The sequence below is a fragment of the Phaeobacter sp. JH20_02 genome (assembly GCF_048056915.1).
Classification (GTDB): Bacteria; Pseudomonadota; Alphaproteobacteria; order Rhodobacterales; family Rhodobacteraceae; genus Phaeobacter; species Phaeobacter bryozoorum.
This window is the reverse complement of record NZ_JAYMVP010000032.1, coordinates 130,165-147,898: the sequence shown is the minus strand read 5'-3', so window position 1 is coordinate 147,898 and position 17,734 is coordinate 130,165. Positions and strand designations below refer to the sequence as shown.

General features: G+C 60.4%; 17 protein-coding genes. 7 read left to right on the top strand and 10 right to left on the bottom strand.

Translation table 11 applies throughout. From position 1 onward, the window contains the following. Window positions 1-167 precede the first annotated feature (167 nt). The 8 genes from VWY34_RS20430 to VWY34_RS20395 all read right to left on the bottom strand — a co-directional run bounded on the left by VWY34_RS20430 (window position 168) and on the right by VWY34_RS20395 (window position 9,668). Window positions 168-2,618 carry a GcvT family protein gene (locus tag VWY34_RS20430; RefSeq protein ID WP_416546605.1) on the bottom strand — a complete coding sequence of 817 codons (2,451 nt, stop codon included), beginning with the start codon at window positions 2,616-2,618 and terminating at the stop codon, window positions 168-170. 95 nt (window positions 2,619-2,713) lie between these two features. Continuing rightward, complete coding sequence (locus VWY34_RS20425) at window positions 2,714-3,742, bottom strand: GlxA family transcriptional regulator (protein WP_416546603.1); 1,029 nt, start codon at window positions 3,740-3,742, stop codon at window positions 2,714-2,716. Further along, entirely contained in the window at window positions 3,723-6,170 is a 2,448-nt protein-coding gene (locus VWY34_RS20420; RefSeq protein ID WP_416546601.1) for a GcvT family protein, read from the bottom strand. Before VWY34_RS20420 ends, VWY34_RS20425 begins: the two co-directional genes overlap by 20 nt. A gap of 15 nt (window positions 6,171-6,185) precedes the next feature. Beyond that, entirely contained in the window at window positions 6,186-6,557 is a 372-nt protein-coding gene (locus VWY34_RS20415; protein WP_416546599.1) for a GFA family protein, read from the bottom strand. Beyond that, complete coding sequence (locus tag VWY34_RS20410) at window positions 6,554-7,183, bottom strand: LysE family translocator (RefSeq protein ID WP_416546597.1); 630 nt, start codon at window positions 7,181-7,183, stop codon at window positions 6,554-6,556. The genes VWY34_RS20415 and VWY34_RS20410 overlap by 4 nt, the downstream gene beginning before the upstream one ends. Then, on the bottom strand, window positions 7,183-7,752 hold the full coding sequence (locus VWY34_RS20405; protein WP_416546595.1) for a helix-turn-helix domain-containing protein: 570 nt from the start codon (window positions 7,750-7,752) through the stop codon (window positions 7,183-7,185). The genes VWY34_RS20410 and VWY34_RS20405 overlap by 1 nt, the downstream gene beginning before the upstream one ends. A 189-nt stretch (window positions 7,753-7,941) precedes the next feature. Beyond that, the gene (locus tag VWY34_RS20400) at window positions 7,942-8,400 is read right to left on the bottom strand and encodes a GAF domain-containing protein (RefSeq protein ID WP_416546593.1); all 459 of its coding nucleotides are present in this window, start codon (window positions 8,398-8,400) and stop codon (window positions 7,942-7,944) included. 95 nt (window positions 8,401-8,495) lie between these two features. Further along, the gene (locus VWY34_RS20395; protein WP_416546591.1) at window positions 8,496-9,668 is read right to left on the bottom strand and encodes a thiolase family protein; all 1,173 of its coding nucleotides are present in this window, start codon (window positions 9,666-9,668) and stop codon (window positions 8,496-8,498) included. Between the two features lie 93 nt (window positions 9,669-9,761). Here VWY34_RS20395 and VWY34_RS20390 point away from each other — a divergent pair, with 93 nt between their 5' ends. From VWY34_RS20390 to VWY34_RS20380, 3 genes are all read left to right on the top strand, one after another. Then, entirely contained in the window at window positions 9,762-10,106 is a 345-nt protein-coding gene (locus VWY34_RS20390) for an STAS domain-containing protein (protein ID WP_340546920.1), read from the top strand. Window positions 10,107-10,141: 35 nt separating this feature from the next. Next, a complete protein-coding gene (locus tag VWY34_RS20385) occupies window positions 10,142-10,588 on the top strand; it encodes an ATP-binding protein (RefSeq protein WP_340546921.1) in 447 nt (148 codons plus the stop codon). A 257-nt stretch (window positions 10,589-10,845) separates the two neighbouring features. Continuing rightward, window positions 10,846-12,420: a gamma-glutamyltransferase family protein gene (locus VWY34_RS20380; protein ID WP_416546589.1), complete on the top strand. Its 1,575-nt coding sequence runs from the start codon at window positions 10,846-10,848 to the stop codon at window positions 12,418-12,420. A gap of 100 nt (window positions 12,421-12,520) precedes the next feature. On the opposite strand, the gene hspQ is transcribed toward VWY34_RS20380, so the two are convergent. Continuing rightward, window positions 12,521-12,847: a heat shock protein HspQ gene (gene hspQ / locus VWY34_RS20375; RefSeq protein ID WP_340546923.1), complete on the bottom strand. Its 327-nt coding sequence runs from the start codon at window positions 12,845-12,847 to the stop codon at window positions 12,521-12,523. A gap of 246 nt (window positions 12,848-13,093) precedes the next feature. Here hspQ and VWY34_RS20370 point away from each other — a divergent pair, with 246 nt between their 5' ends. Genes VWY34_RS20370 through VWY34_RS20360 form a run of 3 tightly spaced genes read left to right on the top strand, consistent with a single transcriptional unit; the run spans window position 13,094 to window position 14,901 of the window. Beyond that, window positions 13,094-14,029, top strand: a complete 936-nt coding sequence (locus VWY34_RS20370; RefSeq protein ID WP_416542613.1) for a tetratricopeptide repeat protein — start codon at window positions 13,094-13,096, stop codon at window positions 14,027-14,029. Window positions 14,030-14,056: 27 nt separating this feature from the next. Continuing rightward, a complete protein-coding gene (locus VWY34_RS20365; protein ID WP_416537663.1) occupies window positions 14,057-14,698 on the top strand; it encodes an LON peptidase substrate-binding domain-containing protein in 642 nt (213 codons plus the stop codon). Then, entirely contained in the window at window positions 14,695-14,901 is a 207-nt protein-coding gene (locus tag VWY34_RS20360; protein WP_340546926.1) for a Trm112 family protein, read from the top strand. The genes VWY34_RS20365 and VWY34_RS20360 overlap by 4 nt, the downstream gene beginning before the upstream one ends. 97 nt (window positions 14,902-14,998) lie before the next feature. On the opposite strand, the gene VWY34_RS20355 is transcribed toward VWY34_RS20360, so the two are convergent. Beyond that, window positions 14,999-16,225 carry an FAD-dependent monooxygenase gene (locus tag VWY34_RS20355; RefSeq protein ID WP_416546587.1) on the bottom strand — a complete coding sequence of 409 codons (1,227 nt, stop codon included), beginning with the start codon at window positions 16,223-16,225 and terminating at the stop codon, window positions 14,999-15,001. An 89-nt stretch (window positions 16,226-16,314) separates the two neighbouring features. On the opposite strand from VWY34_RS20355, the gene VWY34_RS20350 reads away from it, so the two are divergent. Then, entirely contained in the window at window positions 16,315-17,643 is a 1,329-nt protein-coding gene (locus VWY34_RS20350; protein WP_416546585.1) for an amidase, read from the top strand. The last annotated feature ends 91 nt before the right edge of the window (window positions 17,644-17,734 follow it).

The following is a 17,734-nucleotide window of genomic DNA, read 5'->3' as shown; positions in this document are numbered from 1 at the left end:
CTGAGCCGCGTTTATGACAGCTCAGCGCGCAATTGACAGAGCGGAAGCACAAAAAGCACTGCTGTCGGCGATGGTAGACGGCCTTATCGGATCGGCGGGGAAAGAGTGCGCGAACTGCGCACATTTTCTCCCGCTGATCTCGCCCCCATAGGATCCTTAGAGGTGACCTATGCCTTCACCCGCTCCGATTTCGGATCATACATCGGCTTCAGGGAAGCTTCGGCTTTCACTTTCATGCCGCAGACGTCGATCTCATAGACCGAACCCAGCACATCCGCTGCGCTTTCCCCCTCGCAGGGCACATAGCCCATGCCGATGGCGGCACCCAGCGTGTGGCCGTAGTTACCGGAGCTGAGATAGCCCACGTATTTGCCGTCGCGGATGATCGGCTCGTTGTGGAACAGCAGCGGCTCGGGATCGGTCAGTTTGAACTGAACCATGCGGTTCTTAGGACCGCTCTCCTTGCGCTCCAGCACCGCGGCCTTGCCGATAAAGTCGTCCTTGCCGACGGCAACCGCAAAGCCAAGCCCTGCATCGATCACATTGTCTTCGCAAGTGATGTCGTGGCCGAAGTGGCGGAACCCCTTCTCGATCCGGCAGCTGTCCATCATGTGCATGCCGCAGGGCTTGAGCCCCATGTCCTGGCCCGCCTCCCAGAGGGTTTCGAAGGCATGGCCGGACATTTCCGCCGGGATGTAGATTTCCCAGCCAAGTTCACCCACGTAGGTCACCCGGTGCACACGGGCGAGCCCCATGCCAAGTTCGATCTCTTGCGCGGTGCCGAAGGGGTTCACCTCATTGGAGAAATCATTGGGCGACACTTTCTGCAGCAGTTCGCGGGAGTTCGGGCCCATGACGGCCAGAACGCCCTCTCCAGCAGTGACGTCTGTCAGTACGACGTTGAAACCGCCCTTGTTGCGCATCATCCAAGTCTGATCGGCGAGGCGGGTCACCGCCGGGGTCACCACCAGATAGACGGTCTCGCTCAGACGGGTGACGGTCACATCCGCCTCTATCCCGCCGCGGCTGTTCAGGAACTGGGTGTAGACGATCTTGCCCGCCGGAACCGAGACATTGGCACCGCAGATGTAGTTCAGGAACTTCTCCACATCCGGGCCTTCGACGCGGATCTTGCCAAAGGAGGACATGTCGTACATGCCGACGTTTTCACGGACAGCGCGGTGTTCAGCTGCAGAATTTTCGAACCAGTTCTGGCGTTTCCAGCTGTACTGGTACTCGCGCTCCTGGCCTTCGTTCGCGAACCAGTTGGCGCGTTCCCAGCCACCGATTTCGCCGAATACGGCGCCCTGCTCCTTGAGGTGGTAGTGGAACGGGGTGCGGCGCACGCCGCGGGCCGTGGCCTTCTGGCGGTAGGGGAAATGGTCCGCATACAGGAGGCCCAGAGTCTCTTTTGAACGCTCGAACAGATAGTGTTTATTACCCTGGAACGGGTGCATGCGGGAGATGTCCACATCGCCGAGGTCAAACGGCTTCTGGCCGTCTTCCATCCACTGCGCCAGCGCCATGCCGGCACCGCCTGCAGACTGGATGCCGATCGAGTTGAAGCCTGCGGCGACCCAGAAATTGTCCATCTCCGGCGCCAGGCCCAGATGGTAGGCATCATCCGGGGTGAAGGATTCCGGTCCGTTGAAGAACGTGTGGATGCCCGCCTCCGCCAGCAGCGGCATCCGGTTGCAGGCGGCTTCCAGGATCGGCTCGAAGTGGTCGAAATCCTCGGGCAGTTGGTCGAACTCAAAGCTGTCGGGTATGCCGTTCATCGCCCAGGGCTTGGCGTTCGGTTCAAACGCTCCCAGCAGGATCTTTCCTGCATCTTCTTTGTAGTAGGCGCATTCGTCCGGCACCCGCAGCACCGGCATCTGGGTCAGGCCTGCGATACCTTCGGTGACGATGTAGAAGTGCTCGCAGGCATGCAGCGGCACGTTGACGCCTGCCATGCGGCCAACCTCATGCCCCCACATGCCGGCGCAGTTCACCACCATGTCGCATTCAATATGGCCCTGCGCCCCGCCATCGTCGCTAACCCAGTCCACACCGGTGACGCGGCGGCCCTGTTTGGAGATGCCGGTGACCCTGATGCGCTCCTTGACCAGCGCGCCGCGCTGGCGGGCGCCCTTGGCCAGGGCCAGCGCGATGTTGGCCGGATCCGCCTGCCCGTCGGTCGGCAGCCAGACGCCGCCGGTCACGCCGTCCAGATTGATGTGCTCGTAGCGCTCCTTCACCTCCTTGGGCGACAGCTCCTCCACCGGCACGCCAAAGGCGCGCGCCATGGCGGCGTTGCGGTAGAGCTCCTCAAGCCGCTCATGGGTCAGGGCAGCGGACACCGACCCCACCTGACGCATACCCGTCGCGACTCCGGTTTCTGCCTCAAGCCCCAAATAGAGCTCGGCCGAATAGCGGGCGAGCTTGGTCATGTTGGAGGACGCGCGCAGCTGGCCGATCAGCCCCGCGGCATGCCATGTGGTGCCGGAGGTCAGCTGCTTGCGCTCCAGCAGCACCACATCCTTCCAGCCGAGCTTGGTCAGGTGATAGGCCACCGAGCAGCCGATCACACCGCCGCCGATAATGACCACACGGGCCTTGTTGGGAAGATCGCTCATCTTGTGTCTCCTGATCTCGTTTGATCAGACCCTGCCACAGATAGGCGACAGGAAATGTATGAAAAACGCCAATCTTGCCGCTGTATTCTCCGCCGCTAATGGGCGGGTTTCCGACGTCGCTCCATGGACTGGGAAGCGCGTCGTGACTTTCGCAGGGCAAATGGGGTAATGCCGAAAAAAGCCTTATACAGGGTCGAAAACCCGTTGGAGAATCCGCAGGCCAATCCGATTTCCCGCACGCTCATAGTGGTGTTGAGCAGCAGATTATTCGCCTTGTTCAGCCGCATTTCGCGGTAAAACCCGTTTGGAGTGGTGCCCAGAAAAGTATTGAACTTGCGCTCCAGCGATCGGGTCGAAATCCCCAGTTGATCCACGATCTCGTTGATCGGCAACGGGTCTTCGATGTGCTCCTGCATCACGCGAATGGCCTGATCAAGGTCAGCATCACCGGTAACCGTTGGCTTCACACCTGAGAAGGGTTGCAGCGATGCGTAATCGCGTATCTTGTCATGCAGCAGGATATTGGCAACCGTCACCTGGGCGGCGGCCGTTGTCAGCTGTCCAATCAAGGCAAGAACGATATCCACCGTCGACCCCATTCCGGCACAGGTCACAACCTGACCATCCTCGCTTGCAAGCGCGAAGTTGGCGTCAAACAATCCAATACGTTCGCGCATCAAAGTGGCGTTTTCCCAATGTGTCGTGTGGAGCCCCCCCTGCTTTCCGCTGTCGCGGATGTACCGGCTTGCCGCCTCAGCCAGCAGATAGACTTTGGCTCCGCGCGCGCGGTATTTGCTGATCAGCGGCCCCATCGACAGCGCAGGGCAATCGGGATCCGTGTTGCCAAGAACAAAAACACAATCCGCCTCGGCGCGGCTTGCAAAAGGCTCCGTCTCGACAAAGGCACCCGCCCGGCAGCCGATCTGACCACCCGCTGCGGAGCGAAGGGTCCAGGAGAACGGTGGCTGCGCCAACACCCGATTGGCCAGGCGCAACGGCTCCACCACGGCGGAAAATTCCGTCAAGACGAAACCTTCGCTCAGCAGGATATCAACCTGCCACCGACGTTCCCCAGGGGCGGGGCCCCCGGAGGTCGCGCGAGGGTCAGGCCCGGAGCCGGTCATTGCCCGGATCCCACAGTGGTTCGTCTTTTTGAACCACCGCACGGTATTTCTCACCGTAGATTTCGATCTCCAGTTCGGTTCCGGGCATCGCCAACTCAGGTCGCACCATGCCCAGCGCGATGGAGGCGTTCACACGGTAGCCCCAGTCGCCAGAGGTGGTTTCGCCCACGATCTCGTCATCCTTCCAGATGCAGGACATATAGGGCGCGTCCGCCTCCCCGGCATCGACAATCAGGGTGACAAAGGATTTCTTCACCCCGCGCTGCTTTTCGGCCTGGATCGCGGCCTTGCCCGGGAAATCCTGCGGTTTGTCCAGCTTGACGAACCGCTCCAGCCCGCCTTCAAGCAGCGAGTAGTCGGTGGACAGGTCACCCTTCCAGGTGCGGTAGCCCTTTTCGATGCGCAGGGCGTTCAGCGCGTACATGCCAAACGGCTTGGCGCCGCCCGCCAGCAGGGCCTCGTAAATCTCCGGTTGATGCGCGTTGGCGCAATGGACCTCCCAGCCCAGTTCGCCAGCAAAGGACACCCGCGCCAGGAAGGCGGGCTTGCCCGCGACCGTGGCTTCCTGATGGGTCAGCCAGCCCAGCGACAGATCGGCATCCGAGATGCCCGCCAGCAGCTCCCGCGATTTCGGGCCGGTGACGATCATGGTTGCAAATTCGGTGGTGCGGTCGGTCAGGGTCAGGCCCTCGGGCAGCGCCTTCTTCAGGATCTCGAAGTCGTGCCACTGGGCCGAGCCCGCGGTGATCAGGGTGAAGTGGTCCTCGCCATGACGGATGCAGGACATCTCCGTCAGGATACGGCCGCGGTTATCTGCGAAGTAGACCAGGTTCATCCGGCCCGCCTTGGGCAGACCCCCGGTGATCATCCCGCGCAGAAACTCGGCTGCGCCCTCACCGTCCAGGTTGAAACGGGAGAAACCCGGCAGGTCCAGCACGCCAACATCGTCGCGGACCGCTTCGCATTCTTCCTTGATCCGCTGCTGCCACGGGCCGGAGCGGCCCCAGGTATGGGTGGCCTCCTCGGAGGTGTCGTCACCATCCTTTGCAAACCAGTTGGCGCGCTCCCAGCCGTTGTAGGCGCCCATCTGGCCGCCGAGCTCCTTGATGCGGCAATGCACCTGGCTGACTTTCTTGTCGCGCGCTGCCGGCCATTCGTGATGCGGAAAGTGCATGGCGTATTCGTTGCCGTAGACTTCCATGCCTTTCTTGTCGCAGTAATCCTGGTCGGTGTAGTCGGTGTAGCGGCGCGGATCGCAGGACCACATGTCCCACTCGGTCTGGCCGTCGGCGATCCACTCCGCCAGCACCTTGCCGGCACCGCCGCCCTGGGCGATGCCAAAGGTAAAGACGCAAGCCTCGAACGCGTTGTCCACGCCCGGCATCGGGCCCAGCAGCGGCAGACCGTCGGGGGCATAGGGAATCGGGCCATTGATCACGCTGGAGACGCCGGTGGACGCCATCAGCGGCACCCGCTCCATCGCGTCGGTGACAATATCCTCGATCCGGTCCAGATCGTCCGACCACAGCTGGAACGAAAAATCGTCCGGCATCCGGTCGTCCTCAGACATCCAATGGCCTTTGCAATTCGGCTCGTAGGGGCCAAGGTTGTAGCCGTTCTTCTCCTGACGCAGGTAGTAGGACACATCCACATCGCGGATCAGCGGCAGCTTCTTGCCGGTCTTCTTGGTGTGCTCTTCGATCTCGGGGATCTGCTCGGTCAGCAGATACTGGTGGCTCATCACCATCATCGGCACGGTGCGCCCGCCATAGGGCCTGAACCACTCTCCGACACGCTGGGCATAATAACCGGCGGCGTTCACCACATAATCACAGGCAATATCGCCCTTCCCGGTATGCACGATCCAGGTCTTGTCTTCCTTCTGGCTGACACCGGTTGCCGGGCAGAAGCGGATGATCCTCGCGCCCATGTCGCGGGCGCCCTTGGCCAGCGCCTGCGTCACCTGCGCCGGGTCGATGTCGCCGTCTGACGGATCCCACAGCACACCTTTCAGGTCGTGGGTCTCCAGGAACGGATAACGCTCCTTGGCCTGCTCAGGCGTCCATATCTCCATCCCGATGCCCTGATAGCGGCCCATGGAGCAGGCGCGTTCAAACTCCTGCATTCGCTCCTTGGTATGGGCAAGACGGATCGAGCCGGTCTGGTGGTAATTCATCGGATAGTCGACCTCTTCACCGAGGCGGGCATACAGCTCGGTCGAGTAGCGCTGCATGTTCATGATCGCCCAAGAGGTCGAGAATGTCGGAACATTGCCCGCCGCATGCCATGTCGAACCGGCTGTCAGTTCGTTCTTCTCCAGGAGCACGCAGTCGGTCCAGCCCTTCTTGGCCAGGTGATAGAGTGCCGAACAGCCGACGACGCCGCCGCCGATGATGACCACACGGGCCTTGGATGGAAAATCGGACATGATTGCTCCCTGATGTCAGTCCTCTTGCGGCACGCCGTCCGCGATGTCGTAGTAGTCGCCCTTGTCCGCAACAAAGATATGCTTCTCCAGGGAGACACCGGTAGGTGCCTCGACCGAGCCAAGCGAAAAACAGATCGCGTCCCCATCTTCAGCTTTCCAGAACAGAAACGATCCGCAACGGGCGCAGAAACCCCGTTTCGCCACCGGACTGGCCGCGTACCAGCTCACCTCGCCGGAGATCATCAGCTCTGCCTCCGGCACGCGAGCCGACGACCATAGACCCCCGGATTGCCGACGGCATTGGCCGCAGTGACACATCGAGGCGCCCTGCGGTTGGGCGGATGTCTCATAATGAATACCCCCGCAAAGACAGGACCCCTTGATCATCTTGCAACCTCCAGGTTGGGAGCGCTGCTCGCGCCGAGCAGAACGCCGTAAACAATGAAACAAATTGCCAGCAGGCGACGGATCCAGACGCTGAAGACGGCTTTCATTGCAGCTTTTCCCAGGCTGGCACCCAGCAGGGTGAAACCGGTGTAACTCAGAGTGGTCAGGCCCAAGGCAGTGGGCACGATCACCAGCATCTGGTCCCAGACCGGCACGTCCGGCTGGATGAACTGCGAGAACGCGGCGAGATAACCCGCCACGCTCTTCGGATTGATCACGGCCACCGCCAAGGCGTGCAGGTAGATGTGACGGGCGGGCCGGACAGTGGCCGGAACCGGGCGTGTCGCGTTGCGCCAACCACGCCAACCCAGATAAATCAGAAACCCGGCGCCAATCAGCTTGGCCACCAGAAATCCGGTGGGCGAGGCTGCGATCAGAGTCGTCACCCCCAGGGCCGACAGCAATAGGAACAACGTCGCTTGCGTCAGGATCGCCAGAACACCGACCATTGCACGCCCAAACCCCAAGGCCATTCCGTTGGAGATACAATTCACCGCATTCGGCCCGGGTGTGGTCACGAAGACAGCCCAGAACAACGCAAATATGATCCAGGCATCAATACTCATCAGTACACCGGCGGAGCAATAACCCAGACCGCGACGGCCGGCGTGTCATAGGGGTTGGCCCATTGGTACGGCTCTTCCTTGATCCGGAAACTGTCGCCGGGCCCCACGGTGAAACTGCGCCCCCCGATCAGCAGGTCCAACCGGCCTGAAATCATGTAGCCAACCTCCTGCGTCGGGCGGTCGGCGGGGGTTTGCATCCGCGAATGCGGACGAAAGGTGGAGTGCACCATCTCGAAGTCATCGGTCAGATCGGGCGACAGCAGCTCTTCGATCAGACCTTCGTCGCCGGACCCCATCGGACGGCGCGCGCCTGCGCGGACAATGTATCCCTGTTCTGGAACCGGCGCCGCCGAATGGGCAAACAACATCGACATCGGCACATCCAACGAGCTGGCAATCGCTCTAAGATCAGAAATCGACGGTTCCGACATATCCCGCTCGACCTGGCTCAACCAGCCAACAGACCGACAAAGACGCCCCGCAAGATCGGCAAGCGTCACGCCACGCGCCTTACGCAAGGCGCGCAGATCCGCACCGAGTGTTGCGTGATATGGTGATTGATCTGTCACAGGGACTCCATGAAAAAGCGGGTCATTTTTTCACGATGCACTGGCTTCGTGAAATTTCAAAGCCTTTTTTCATGAACGGCCCTGACAAACAAAAACCGGGGCCATAAAGGCGCCCGGCTTCGTCATCTTTCCATAAATACTTTGGGGTGAGGCCGTCAGGCCGAGGGGCAACGCCCCTTGATCACCGAATCAATCGGCGCGGCTGAAGACCTGCTTCAATATGAGCGTCAGCTGCTCTGCGTCTTCTTGCGTGAAGGCATCCGGCTGATCGCTGTCGATATCAAACACGCCGATCAGCGCTCCGTCGTGGTTCCAGACCGGCAGCACCAGCTCGGACCGTGTCGATGACGCACAGGCGATATGGCCCGGAAAGGCGTCAACATCAGCGACCAGCTGCACCTCACCGCTGCGCGCCGCTGCTCCGCAGACGCCGCGTGAAAACGGGATCTGCAAACATCCATGCCCACCCTGATAGGGGCCAATCTTCAGCAATTGCGGCGCCACTACCCGATAAAACCCAGTCCAGTTGAACCGATCATCGCTGTGGTGGACCTCACAGGTCACGGTTGCCATCAGCGCAACTTCGTCAGTCTCGCCCTCAGTCAGTGCAGCGATAGTCTTGGCAAGTGTTTCGTACTCGACCTGCAAGAGCAGCCCTCCTCAAGTGTAGCAGAGGGGGCTGTCTGCCCCCTCTTGACCTCCAGGTCAATTCACCCCCGAGAGTATTTTGGTAAAGGTGACATTCACACCCGCTCGATCGCGATTGCCGTTCCCTCGCCGCCGCCGATACAGATGGCAGCGATCCCCCGTTTGAGACCGCGTTTTTCCAGCGCGTTGAGCAAGGTCACAATAATCCGCGCACCAGAGGCCCCAATCGGATGCCCCAACGCGCAGGCACCGCCGTTCACGTTCACCTTGTCGCGCGGCAGCCCCATTTCACGCATGAAGGCCATTGGCACAACTGCGAAGGCTTCATTCACCTCCCACAGGTCGACATCATCGGTGGTCCAGCCGATCTTCTCCATCAGCTTCTTCGCTGCTGGGACTGGAGCAGTTGTGAACAGACCCGGCGCCTGTGCGTGGCTTGCATGCCCCATGATCCGGGCGCGTATGGTCAAGCCTTGCGCCTCGGCAGCCTCCTGCGAGGCCAGAACCAAGGCCGCCGCGCCATCGGAGATCGAGGAGGCATTTGCTGCCGTTACGGTGCCATCCTTGCGGAAGGCCGGTTTGAGCGTCGGGATCTTGTCGGGGCGCGCCGATTTCGGCTGCTCATCGGCATCCGTCACGACCTCGCCTTTTCGAGTTTTTACGGTGACAGCTGCGATTTCACCGTCAAACGCACCGCTTTCCTGTGCGGCCAGCGCATTGGATAGCGATGTCAGCGCGTATTCGTCCTGCGCTTCACGGGTGAATTGATAGGTCTCAGCGCAATCCTCGGCAAAGCTCCCCATCAGGCGGCCCTTGTCATAGGCGTCCTCGAGGCCGTCGAGAAACATATGATCAACCACCTGCCCGTGCCCGATCCGCGCGCCATTGCGCATCTTCGGCAGAAGATAAGGCGCATTGGTCATGCTCTCCATACCGCCCGCAACCATGGTATCGGTCTGCCCAAGCGCGATCTGATTATAAGCAATCATCGCGGCCTTCATCCCGGAGCCACACATCTTGTTCAGCGTCGTTGCAGGCACCTCTTCTCCGAGGCCAGCCGCAAACCCGGCCTGTCGCGCGGGCGCCTGGCCCTGGCCCGCCGGAAGGACGCAGCCCATCAGGACCTCATCCACAGTGCTGGCGCCTGCCCCCTCAAGAGCTGCGCGGATTGCAGCGCCGCCGAGGTCGGCGGCCGCGACGCCGTCGTACATGCCCTGAAAACCTCCCATCGGGGTTCGGGCCGCGCCTGCGATCACTACATTTTTCATCTAATATTCCTCCTAATCTCGAAATAGTGCATACAAAATCGTAAGGATTGACGTCTAGTTTGATCGTCAACACATATTGACGCGGGGACACTCATGAGCCTGACGAGCACAACAGCAGATGGTACACAGATCGTGACCGTCAATGCCGAACGCATTGATGCAGCGATGGCCATCCAATTCAAAGAAGACATGCGCGCGACCACCGAAAATGGCCCTGATCGCGTCATTCTTGATCTGTCCGAAGTAAAATTCATCGATTCCAGCGGTCTTGGTGCTATTGTAGCTGCTATGAAGCAGCTCGGACAGGGCCGAAAACTGGATCTCGCCGGGCTGACGCCGATGGTCGACAAGGTGTTTCGACTGACGCGAATGGATACTGTTTTTGATTTGTATGCGTCACTGAGCGACGCAACGACTGCCACCCGCATCGATTCTTGACCCCACGCGTGTTTGTAACGCGGAGCGAAAAGACTATGGTAGAAACCTTTTCCTGCACGTTCACGGCAACGGAACTGGATGCCAGATCCGGTGTACAGGATGTTGTGGCGCGGCTGCGCAAAATGGGCATCCCGGAAGCCCGGGCGGATGAGGTGCAGATCGCCTTGACTGAGGCGGTGAACAACGTTGTCGAACATGCCTATGCCGGCATGGACATCGGGGATGTCCGCATACGGTGCAATCTGCACCCTGACCAGCTGTGGATCTCGATTGGCGATGGCGGCGCTCCGTTCAAGGATGGCGAATTGCCGATCGCGACCGCGCATGACTTGACTGTTGAGACCGACCAGCTGCCAGAAGGCGGCTTTGGCTGGCTGCTGATCCGCGAACTCACCTCAGATGTGCAATACAAGCGGGATGACAGCGGCAACAACCTTTCCCTGTGTTTCGAAATTCAGATGCGCAACGCCAATAGCGCGTGACGTCTAGCGCCCGAGTTCCGGCATCCAGCGCCACCATGCGGACGGCACATTGGCCACCCGGCGGCGAACACCAGACCTCCTCTCTCCTCTTTATCGCTCGGTTCATCGGGCTACAGGCGGCGCCAGTGCAGATGATCTGCGCCGGAACGGCGCCATTCCGCATTGCGCCGTAGCGACAGCGGCGACTCATTCATCCTCCTTTATCGTTGCCTTTGCGTCCGTGCGACCTAAGCTGCCTTCCAGTTACAGGAGGCACCATGCGCGATTTTCACTTCCCCGGACGGTCGGCGGTCTTTGCCGAAAATGGTCTTTGCGCCACATCTCATCCGCTGGCGGCGGGCGCGGCCATAGACATTCTGAAACGCGGCGGCAACGCGATGGATGCCGCAATCGCTGGCGCGGTGCTGCTTGGCATCTGTGAACCGCAAATGACCGGGATTGGTGGCGATTGTTTTGTTCTTTACTCCCGCCCCGGCTCGCCGGTTATGGCCCTGAACGGATCGGGGCGTGCCGCCGCGGCCGCCAACGCGGACGGGCTGCGGGCGGATGGGTTGAGCGCGGTTCCCCTAACCAGCGCACATGCAGTGACCATACCCGGTGCAATCGATGCCTTCTGCAAACTCTCCGATACCGAAGGGCGGTTGGGGCTGGATGCCATACTTGCCCCTGCTATCCACTATGCCGAAGTTGGGGTTCCGGTGGCTCCGCGAGTGGCCTTTGACTGGCAGAACGATGCCGACACGCTTCAGGGCAGCGCCCGCGACCAGTATCTTTTTGATGGTGAGCCACCGCGGATCGGGCAGATATTTCGCGCTCCAGGTCAAGCCGAGGTATTGCGGCGCGTCGCCAAAGACGGGCGTGATGCGTTTTATACGGGCGAGGTCGCCGAAGATATGATTGCTGCGTTGCAAGCCCGCGGCGGGTTGCAAAGCAGCAAGGATTTTGCCGCTACACAGGCTGACGTCACCATACCAGTTGTCGGCAGCTACAAGGATATCGAGCTGGTCGAACACCCGCCAAATGGTCAGGGGGCCACCGCTATTCTGATGCTGAATATCCTGAAGCATTTCGATATGGCAGGCATGAACCCAGTTGGCGCAGAACGTATTCACATCGAAGCCGAAGCCGCAAAGCTCGCCTATGATGCGCGCAACCGGTTCATTGCGGATCCAGATCACACGGTCCGTTTGGACCATATGCTGGCGCCGGAAACGGCGGTGCGCCTGGCCGAGTTGATCAATCCGAAGCGCGCGATGGCTGCACCTGCTCCGATCAGTGAGGCAGTGCATAAAGACACGATCTATATCACCGTCGTCGACAAGGACCGCATGGCCGTTTCGCTGATCTATTCGATCTTCCACGGTTTCGGATCGGGGATCGCCTCCGACAAGTTTGGCATTCTGTTGCAAAACCGCGGCGCAGGTTTCACCTTGGAAGAGGGCCACCCCAACATGCTGGCAGGCGGCAAGCGGCCAATGCACACTATCATTCCGGGAATGCTGTGCAAGGAAGGCGCGGTCACCATGCCCTTTGGCGTGATGGGTGGTGCCTATCAGCCCAATGGTCACGCGCGATTCGTCTCTAACATGACGGATTTTCGCATGGATCCCCAGGCGGCGATCGATTTGCCCCGCGCCTTTGCCGATGGCGCCACCCTGAAGGTCGAACGCGGCTACAGCGATGTGGTGAGGCAAGAGCTCGCGGATATGGGCCACAACATCACGATACCGGAGACCGCAATTGGCGGAGCACAAGCGATCCAGATTCATCGCTCAGGTGTGCTGGAAGGTGCCAGCGACCCTCGGAAAGATGGCTGCGCTCTGGGGTATTAAACCGCACGACAAGACGGCGATTGAGAGAAATGGATCTTCGCACTTTGGCCGCGCCAGTGCGGAGTTTATAAGGCTGAGGTCCAGAGGCCTGCCGCTTATATCAGTTCAGTTGATAATGCAGCTCATAGCTGCCTTCGTCAAAACTGCCGAACATCTCTGGAATATCGGGGTGCCCCACAGGTTCGCCGGAATAGTCGGCGATCAGGTTCTGTTCCGACACATAGGCCACGTAGTAGGTCTGATCGTTTTCCGCCAGCAGATGGTAATACGGCTGGTCCTTCACCGGGCGGCTGTCTTCGGGAATGGCCTCGTACCATTCCTCGGTATTGGCAAACTCTGGATCGACGTCGAACACAACTCCGCGAAAGGGATGTTTGCGGTGGCGGACAACCTGTCCCAGATTATATTTTGCGCGCGTTCTAAGCATGAATGCTGTTCCTATCGCCTCATGATACTCTGCGACAAGGGAAAATGTCGAATCCACGGCCCGGTTTCGCCGGAAACACTGTGTCATTCACGATAGAACAATGCTGTCGCCGTATACCTGCGCCTTCTGAGCCCTCAGCAAACAGCCGAGATAGCGCTCGGGTGCAGGGCTTTGCGCAGATGAACCCTTGGTTTCTGGTCAGCCAGCTTTCATATAGGGGGCAAGTTGGAAATGGAGAGCAAGCGCATGATCGATATTCTTGGCGGCGCGGGAGATATGGCCCCCGCAGGTGATCTGGTCAAAGACGTGACCGAGGCAACATTCATGCAGGACATTGTCGATGCGTCGATGCACGCGCCGGTGATCGTCGATTTCTGGGCTCCTTGGTGCGGCCCCTGCAAAACACTTGGACCCGCGCTGGAAGCTGCCGTGACCAAGGCAAAAGGCGCCGTCACCATGGCGAAGATCGACGTGGATCAGAACCAACGTCTGGTTCAGGCCCTCTCGCAGCAAGGACTTCCTTTGCAGTCAATCCCGACGGTTGTCGCCTTTGTTCAGGGGCGGCCCATTGACATGTTTCAGGGCGCGGTAGCGCCGTCTGAAATCGACGCATTCATCAAACGTGCAATCGAAGCAGCCGGTGGCAGCGCGGACGGCGGGCTGGGCGAAGCTGTCGAAGCGGCCGAGCAGATGCTGGCCGATGGTGATTTCGCGGATGCGGCGCAGACCTTCGCCGCCGTGCTTGGCGAAGATGATCACAGCGCCGCCGCCTACGGGGGGCTGGCACGCGCCCATGTCGCCATGGGAGATCTCGACCAGGCGGAGGCGGTGCTCAATGGCGCACCTGCCGATATCTCCGATGCCGCAGAAATCGAGGCCGCTCATGCCCAGATCGCCCTGGCTCGTCAGGCCGAGAATGCAGGTCCCGTGACGGAACTGCGCGCAACCGTGGACGCCTACCCCGAGGACCATCAGGCCCGGTTTGATCTGGCACAGGCCCTGCACGCAGCTGGCGACACCCAAGCCGCAGTGGATGAACTCCTGACATTGTTCCGCAAGGACCAAGAGTGGAACGACGGCGCGGCCAAAGCACAGTTGTTCACAATTTTCGACGCTCTGAAGCCAAACGATCCGATTGTCCTCAATGGTCGGCGCAAACTCAGCTCCATCATATTTGCCTAGGGCGGCGCCAGCGCTACAGTCCCTAGCATGATACAGGTTGCTGATCTGCCCGACACTCTGCCGGTGTTTCCGCTGCCCGGGGCGTTGCTCTTGCCCCGGGCGCGATTGCCGTTGCACATATTCGAACCGCGCTACCTGCAAATGCTGGAGGATGCGCTCAAGACGCCACACCGGATGATCGGCATGATACAGCCGTTCCCGTCGAAAACCGGCGACAGTAGCCTGCACAGCATCGGCTGCGCCGGACGGGTGACGCAGTTTTCGGAAACCGAAGATGGCCGCTATCTGATTACCTTGTCCGGCGTCTCACGGTTTCGGATCAAGACCGAGATCAATGGGTTCACGCCATATCGGCGGTGCGATGTCGACTGGGACGGGTTTCATCGCGATCTGGGCCGGGTTGAGGCGGACGACGATTTCAACCGCGCCCGCTTTCTAGAGCTGCTCGAACGTTTCTTTGAATCGCGCAACCTTTCGACAGATTGGGATGCCCTGAAGGACGCCGAGGACGAGCTACTGATCAACTCCTTGTCGATGATGCTCGATTTCGATCCCGAAGACAAACAGGCCTTGCTCGAAGCGCCCTGCCTTGCCACAAGGCGCGAGACCCTGGTCACATTGATCGAATTCGCCCTTCGCGGCGGCTCGCATGAGGAAATTCTGCAATGAGCATTGAACCGTCTTCCACCGGAGCCAGTGAGGCGCCCTTTGACCGCCGGATGCTTGAGGCACTGGTCTGCCCGCGCACGCAGACGGTCCTTGAATACGATGCCTCAGCGCAGGAGCTGATATCGCGCGCGGCCAATCTGGCCTTTCCGATCCGCAATGGCATTCCTGTCATGCTTGAGGGCGAGGCGCGCGTTCTGGACTAGGCCGACACCTGCCGCAATGCGATCGAAGCTGAAATCTTGATGTGGCCGGGCAAGTTTTGTCCGGCCAATTTGATTTGCACCCGCACCATGGCCAGCTTCAGATCGGCAGCCCTTGAAGCAATCTCGGCAGATCCCCGGTCAGCCCGGCTGCCTCACGAATAAAGGTGCGGCGCAGCCCCGGAAAGGCGCCAACCACGCCCATCCCAACGTCGCGCCCCAAGCGCAGTAGCGGGTTGTCGTTGGAAAACAGTCGGTTGAACGCATCGGTAGCTGCCGCCAGACTGGCGGTATCGAAGCGACGCCACTGTTGATAACGCGCAAACACAAGCGGAGAGGCAATATCTTCGCCCCGGCGCTTTGCCTCCGTCAGCACCTCCGCCAATGCGCCGACATCGCGAAGCCCTGCATTCAGCCCCTGCCCTGCAATCGGGTGGACCCCATGGGCGGCATCGCCAACCAGCGCCAGCCGGTCAGCCACAAACGCATTGGCGAGGGTCAGGTTCAAAGGGTAGGTGAAACGGTCACCGGCCAAGCTGATCTCGCCCAGAAAATCGCCAAATCGGGGGCGCAGCACCGCAAGGTAGTCCGCCTTGTCCAGGGCCTGGATCGCTTCAGCAACCCGGCTCCGTTCACTCCAAACGATGGAAGACCGATTGCCCGGCAACGGCAGAATCGCCAATGGGCCAGCGGGCATGAAAAATTGATGGGCGACGCCGTTATGCGGCGCCTCGTGTTGAATGGCGCAAACCAGCGCCGTCTGACCATAATCCCAGCCGGTTCGTTTGATACCTGCGCGTGCTGCGGTGCCACTGCGCCGACCATCCGCCCCGACGATCATTCCCCCACGCAGCGCGTCACCAGAGCCCAGCGTAAGGGTCACACCAGTGGCGTCGACATGTTGCGCGACGACTGTTTGCTCATCCACCAGCGTGATTGCCGAATCCGCCTCCATCGCGCGGCGCAGGGCACGACGCAGATAGCGATCCTCAATCATGTATCCCATAGGACCATCTTCGATCTCGGCATGATCGAAATGCATGAAGAACGGCGATGGTCCCTGACCCGCGCGACCATCGGTGACCTTGATGTCCAGCATCGGCTGGGCCTTGTCCGCGACCTGCGACCAGACGCCAATCTGCTCCAGCAACCGCTGTGATGCGAGCGCCAGCGCATAGCTGCGCCCATCAAAGCCGTCATCGTCGCGCAGATCCCGCGGCAGCGCGTCGATCAGCGTCACTGTGTGGCCTGTCTGGGCCAGCGCCAATGCCAGGGCCGGACCATTCAGGCCACCGCCCACAATCAGGATGTCGGTTGTGTTTTTCATGCCCCGCAATATGCGCCTGCGATTGGGATTGTCCATGGGGCGCGGTGCCGCTACCGTCGCCTCATCCCGAGCAATTTGGAGAGGCGCACATGCAAGAATGGCTGACGCAGACCGCAGCGAATCTGGGCCGTGGCATTGAGGCAGGTGAAATCTGCCCGGTTGCCTTGACCAGAACCTATTTGGAGGCCATTGACGCCCATCCCAAGCGCGACCGGATCTACACCATCGTCACCCATGACCGCGCCCTTGCCGAGGCCGAGGCGGCAAAGCTGCGCGCGGCGCAGGGACAGCGGTTGTCGCTGCTCGACGGGGTTCCGATCAGCTGGAAGGATCTTTTTGACAGCGCTGATATCACAACCGAAGCCGGGTCCAATCTGCTGGCCGAGCGGGTCCCCGAACGCGATGCGCTGGTTCTGCAGACGGCAACATCAATGGGCGCTGTCTGCCTCGGCAAAACACATATGAGCGAGCTGGCCTTCTCCGGGCTCGGTCTCAATCCGGTGAAGGCAACACCGCCTTGCATCCATGACGATCAGGCAGCCCCTGGCGGATCGTCCTCCGGTGCGGCAGCTTCCGTCGCCTTTGGTCTGGCGGCCTGTGGAATAGGCTCTGATACGGGGGGATCTGTACGAATTCCCTCGGCCTGGAATGATCTTGTCGGACTAAAGACGACCTCCGGCCGGATCAGCCTGGAAGGGGTTGTCCCGCTTTGCCTCAGGTTTGATACCGTCGGCCCTCTGGCACGATCGGTCGAGGACGCCGCGCTTTATCTAGGTATGCTGGAGGGCACCCATGGCCCCGATCTGCGCGGAACCACCTTGGAGGGACGCCGCTTTGCCGACCTGCGGACCGTGGCGCAGGAGGATCTGGCCCCTGAGATTGCCGAGGCCCACAGCGACGCCCTGGATAAACTACGCGCAGCCGGAGCAGATATTGTCCCGCTGGAGGTTCCTGTGCTGAAGGAGGCCATGTCGCTCAGTGCGATCCTCTTTACAGCGGAGGCCTACGGCCTGTGGAAAGATGTGATCGAGGCAGCACCACATCTGATGTTTCCCGAGATTCTGGAGCGGTTCCGCTCCGGGGCCGGTTTCAGCGGTCCGGACTATGTCGCCGCCTGGGCCAAGCTGGAGCAGTATCGAATGGACTGGGATCTGGCCACCGCAGGGTTTGACGGCGTGCTCTGCCCGACCTCTCCGATCCTGCCACCTGATGTCGAACGGCTTCAGAACGATCACGACTACTACATCCATTCAAATCTGATGGCCTTGCGCAACACCCGGATTGGCAATCTGATGGGACTGTGTGGCCTGTCACTGCCCACTGGCGTCCCCTCATGTGGCTTGCAGATCCTGGGGCAACCTGACTGCGAAGAGGCCCTCTTGCGCGTCGGCGCAGCTGTGGAGCGGGCATTGGCGTGAAAGCCACATTTTGCCAAGCCCACCTTCGCGCGGCTGGACGCAGAGGGATCCGCTCTGTAGTTTGTTTGTGAACGGGGCATTAACGATCCCG

Bases quoted from the DNA above. Each gene is read 5' to 3' on its own strand.
- VWY34_RS20430 (WP_416546605.1), bottom strand. From the start codon at position 2,618: ATGAGCGATCTTCCCAACAAGGCCCGTGTGGTCATTATCGGCGGCGGT.
- VWY34_RS20425 (WP_416546603.1), bottom strand. From the start codon at position 3,742: ATGACCGGCTCCGGGCCTGACCCTCGCGCGACCTCCGGGGGCCCCGCC.
- VWY34_RS20420 (WP_416546601.1), bottom strand. From the start codon at position 6,170: ATGTCCGATTTTCCATCCAAGGCCCGTGTGGTCATCATCGGCGGCGGC.
- VWY34_RS20415 (WP_416546599.1), bottom strand. From the start codon at position 6,557: ATGATCAAGGGGTCCTGTCTTTGCGGGGGTATTCATTATGAGACATCC.
- VWY34_RS20410 (WP_416546597.1), bottom strand. From the start codon at position 7,183: ATGAGTATTGATGCCTGGATCATATTTGCGTTGTTCTGGGCTGTCTTC.
- VWY34_RS20395 (WP_416546591.1), bottom strand. From the start codon at position 9,668: ATGAAAAATGTAGTGATCGCAGGCGCGGCCCGAACCCCGATGGGAGGT.
- VWY34_RS20390 (WP_340546920.1), top strand. From the start codon at position 9,762: ATGAGCCTGACGAGCACAACAGCAGATGGTACACAGATCGTGACCGTC.
- VWY34_RS20385 (WP_340546921.1), top strand. From the start codon at position 10,142: ATGGTAGAAACCTTTTCCTGCACGTTCACGGCAACGGAACTGGATGCC.
- VWY34_RS20380 (WP_416546589.1), top strand. From the start codon at position 10,846: ATGCGCGATTTTCACTTCCCCGGACGGTCGGCGGTCTTTGCCGAAAAT.
- hspQ (WP_340546923.1), bottom strand. From the start codon at position 12,847: ATGCTTAGAACGCGCGCAAAATATAATCTGGGACAGGTTGTCCGCCAC.
- VWY34_RS20370 (WP_416542613.1), top strand. From the start codon at position 13,094: ATGATCGATATTCTTGGCGGCGCGGGAGATATGGCCCCCGCAGGTGAT.
- VWY34_RS20365 (WP_416537663.1), top strand. From the start codon at position 14,057: ATGATACAGGTTGCTGATCTGCCCGACACTCTGCCGGTGTTTCCGCTG.
- VWY34_RS20360 (WP_340546926.1), top strand. From the start codon at position 14,695: ATGAGCATTGAACCGTCTTCCACCGGAGCCAGTGAGGCGCCCTTTGAC.
- VWY34_RS20355 (WP_416546587.1), bottom strand. From the start codon at position 16,225: ATGAAAAACACAACCGACATCCTGATTGTGGGCGGTGGCCTGAATGGT.
- VWY34_RS20350 (WP_416546585.1), top strand. From the start codon at position 16,315: ATGCAAGAATGGCTGACGCAGACCGCAGCGAATCTGGGCCGTGGCATT.